The sequence below is a fragment of the Acidovorax sp. KNOB132 genome (genome assembly GCF_057541515.1).
In genome coordinates this window covers 1-3081 of the sequence record NZ_BAAJYT010000351.1, presented here as the reverse complement: position 1 = coordinate 3081, position 3081 = coordinate 1, and the positions used below count along the sequence as shown (strand labels likewise).

General features: G+C 70.6%; 2 protein-coding genes. Both read left to right on the top strand.

Features of this window, described 5'->3' with window-relative positions:
• The first annotated feature begins 14 nt into the window (after positions 1–14).
• On the top strand, positions 15–1592 hold the full coding sequence (gene murD / locus AC27IO_RS22300) for a UDP-N-acetylmuramoyl-L-alanine--D-glutamate ligase (protein WP_498740818.1): 1578 nt from the start codon (positions 15–17) through the stop codon (positions 1590–1592).
• A complete protein-coding gene (ftsW, locus tag AC27IO_RS22295) occupies positions 1589–2875 on the top strand; it encodes a putative lipid II flippase FtsW (protein WP_284393027.1) in 1287 nt (428 codons plus the stop codon). The genes murD and ftsW overlap by 4 nt, the downstream gene beginning before the upstream one ends.
• Positions 2876–3081: the final 206 nt, after the last annotated feature.

Below are 3081 nucleotides of genomic sequence, written 5' to 3'. Positions count from 1 at the left end.
CGGCCCCCACGCCGGTGCCGGCCGGCTGGCCGGGCGAGGGTGCTGCGCTGCTGCAGGGCCAGGACATTCTCATTCTCGGCCTGGGCGCTTCCGGGCTGGCCATGGCCCGCTGGTGCGTGCGCTGCGGCGCGCAGGTGACCGTGGCCGACACGCGCGAGGCGCCTCCGCAGCGCGGCACGCTGCATGCCGAGTTGCCCCAGGTGCGCTTCGTGGCCGGTGCGTTCGACGCCTCCCTGCTCGAAGGGCGCATGCCGCAGGCCATCTACCGCTCGCCCGGCCTGCGTCCCGACACGCTGGCCGCCCTGTCGTCCGAGGCCCGGGCGCGCGGCATCCGCATGGAGGGCGAACTCGCCCTGTACGCCATGGCGCTGCGCGAGCTGCGCGCCGCGCACGGCTACGCCCCGGCGGTGGTGGCCGTGAGCGGCACCAACGGCAAGACCACGGTGACTTCGCTCACCGGCCGGCTCGTGGACTGCGCCGGCAAGACCGTGGCCGTGGCCGGCAACATCGGCCCGACCCTGCTGGACACGCTGGGCCAGCACATCGATGCGGGCACCCTGCCCGAGGTCTGGGTGCTGGAGCTGTCCAGCTTCCAGCTCGACGGCGTGGCGGGCTTCGAGCCCACGGCCGCGGCCGTCCTCAACATCAGCCAGGACCACCTGGACTGGCACGGCAGCCTGGCCGCCTACGCGGCCGCCAAGGCGCGCATCTTCGGCGAGAGCGGCCTGATGGTGCTCAACCGCGAAGACCCCGAGGTCATGGGCATGCTGCCCGAGGCCGGGCCGGCGCGCAGCGCGGCCAGGCCGGCGGCCGGGCGCGCGAAGGCCCCGAAGGTGCAGGTGCGCCCCCATGTCACGTTCGGCGGCGACATGCCCCAGCGCCCGGGCGATTTCGGCCTGGAGATCGTCAACGGCATGGCCTGGCTCGTGCGGGCCCAGGAGGCCGACGAAACCGCCCGCCGTTCGCGTGCGCAGGAAGAAGAGCTGCACATCCAGCGCCTGATGCCCGCCGATGCACTGCGCATCCGCGGCCGCCACAACGCCGTGAACGCGCTCGCCGCGCTGGCGCTCGCGCAGGCCGCCGGCTGCGCACTGGGTCCCATGCTGTACGGCCTGCGCGAATACCGCGGCGAGCCGCACCGCGTGGAGCCCGTGGGGCTCATTGGCGATGTGGAGTATTTCGACGACAGCAAGGGCACGAACGTGGGCGCCACCGTGGCGGCGCTCACCGGCCTGGGCGCGGAGCGCCGGCTGGTCGTCATCCTGGGCGGCGACGGCAAGGGGCAGGACTTCTCGCCGCTGGCCGCGCCCGTGTCACGCTACGCCCGCGCCGTGGTGCTGATCGGCCGCGACGCGCCCCAGATCCGCGCCGCGCTCAAAGACGCGGGCGTGGCCCTGCTGGACGCACCGACGCTGCCGCAGGCGGTGGACCTGGCCACGCAGCGCGCCCATGCCGGCGATGCGGTGCTGATGTCGCCCGCCTGTGCCAGTTTCGATATGTTCAACGATTACGAGCACCGCGCCCGCGTGTTTTGCGAAGCGGTGCAAGCGCTTGCGAACGATCGCGGTCAGGACCTGGAGGGCTCCGCATGAGCACCGCACCCGCATCCCCCGGCCTGCTGCAGCGCCTGACCGGAAAGTTCGGCGGCTGGTTCGGCGGCCTGCCCGCCAAGCCCGCCGACGTGCTGCCGGTGCGCGTGGGCGGCACCGAATACCGCCAGACCACGACCACGCCGGCCAGCGTGCTCGGCTTCGACCAGGCCCTCCTGTGGGTCGTGGTGGCGCTGCTCGCCTGGGGACTGGTGATGGTGTATTCCGCGTCCATCGCCATGCCGGACAACCCGCGTTTCGGCAAGATCGCGCCCACCCATTTCCTGGTGCGCCACATCATGGCGCTGGTGATGGCCTTCGTCGCGGCCCTGCTGGCGTTCCAGATTCCCATGTCCACCTGGGAGCGCGTGGCGCCGTGGCTGTTCGTGCTGTCGATCGCTTTGCTCATCGCGGTGCTGATCCCGCACGTGGGCACGGTGGTCAACGGCGCGCGGCGCTGGCTCTCGCTGGGGGTCATGAACTTCCAGCCGTCGGAGCTGGCGAAGTTCGCCGTGCTCATCTACGCCTCGGACTACATGGTGCGCAAGATGGAGGTCAAGGAGCGCTTCTTCCGCGCCGTGCTGCCCATGGGCGCGGCCGTGGCCGTGGTGGGCGCGCTGCTGCTGGCCGAGCCCGACATGGGCGCCTTCATGGTGATCGCCGTGATCGCCATGGGCATCCTGTTCCTGGGCGGCGTGAACGCCCGCATGTTCTTCCTGATCGCCGCCGTGCTGGTGGGCGCCTTCGCGCTCATGGTGATGATGAGCGACTGGCGGCGCGAGCGCATCTTCGCGTACCTCGATCCCTGGAGCGAAAAGCACGCGCTGGGCAAGGGCTACCAGCTGTCGCACTCTCTGATCGCCATCGGCCGCGGCGAGATCTTCGGCGTCGGGCTGGGCGGCAGCGTAGAAAAGCTGCACTGGCTGCCCGAGGCGCACACCGACTTCCTGCTCGCGGTGATCGGCGAGGAGTTCGGCCTGGTCGGCGTGCTCATCCTCATCGTGCTCTTCCTGTGGATGACCCGCCGCATCATGCACATCGGCCGCCAGGCCATCGCGCTGGACCGCGTGTTCGCCGGCCTGGTGGCGCAGGGCGTGGCCATCTGGATGGGCTTTCAGGCCTTCATCAACATGGGCGTGAACCTGGGCGCGCTGCCGACCAAGGGGCTGACCCTGCCGCTGATGAGCTTCGGGGGCTCCGCCATCCTGATGAATCTGGTGGCCATCGCCGTGGTGCTTCGGGTTGACTATGAAAACAAGCACCTCATGCGCGGAGGCCGCGTATGAGGTGCTTGTTTCAACAAAACGGGCACCGCATGGCGTCAGCCATGCCGGGCGCGCAGCGCCGCGATGCGCGGAGGCCGCGTATGAGGTGCTTGTTCCACAAAATCGGGCACCGCATGGCGTCAGCCATGCCGGGCGCGCAGCGCACGGTGCGGGGTGGACGCGTATGGAGCGCACCCAAAACCGCGCTCATCATGGCCGGCGGCACC

What these genes read in the sequence shown, in the direction of transcription:
- ftsW (WP_284393027.1), top strand. Translation starts at nt 1,589, where the DNA reads ATGAGCACCGCACCCGCATCCCCCGGCCTGCTGCAGCGCCTGACCGGA.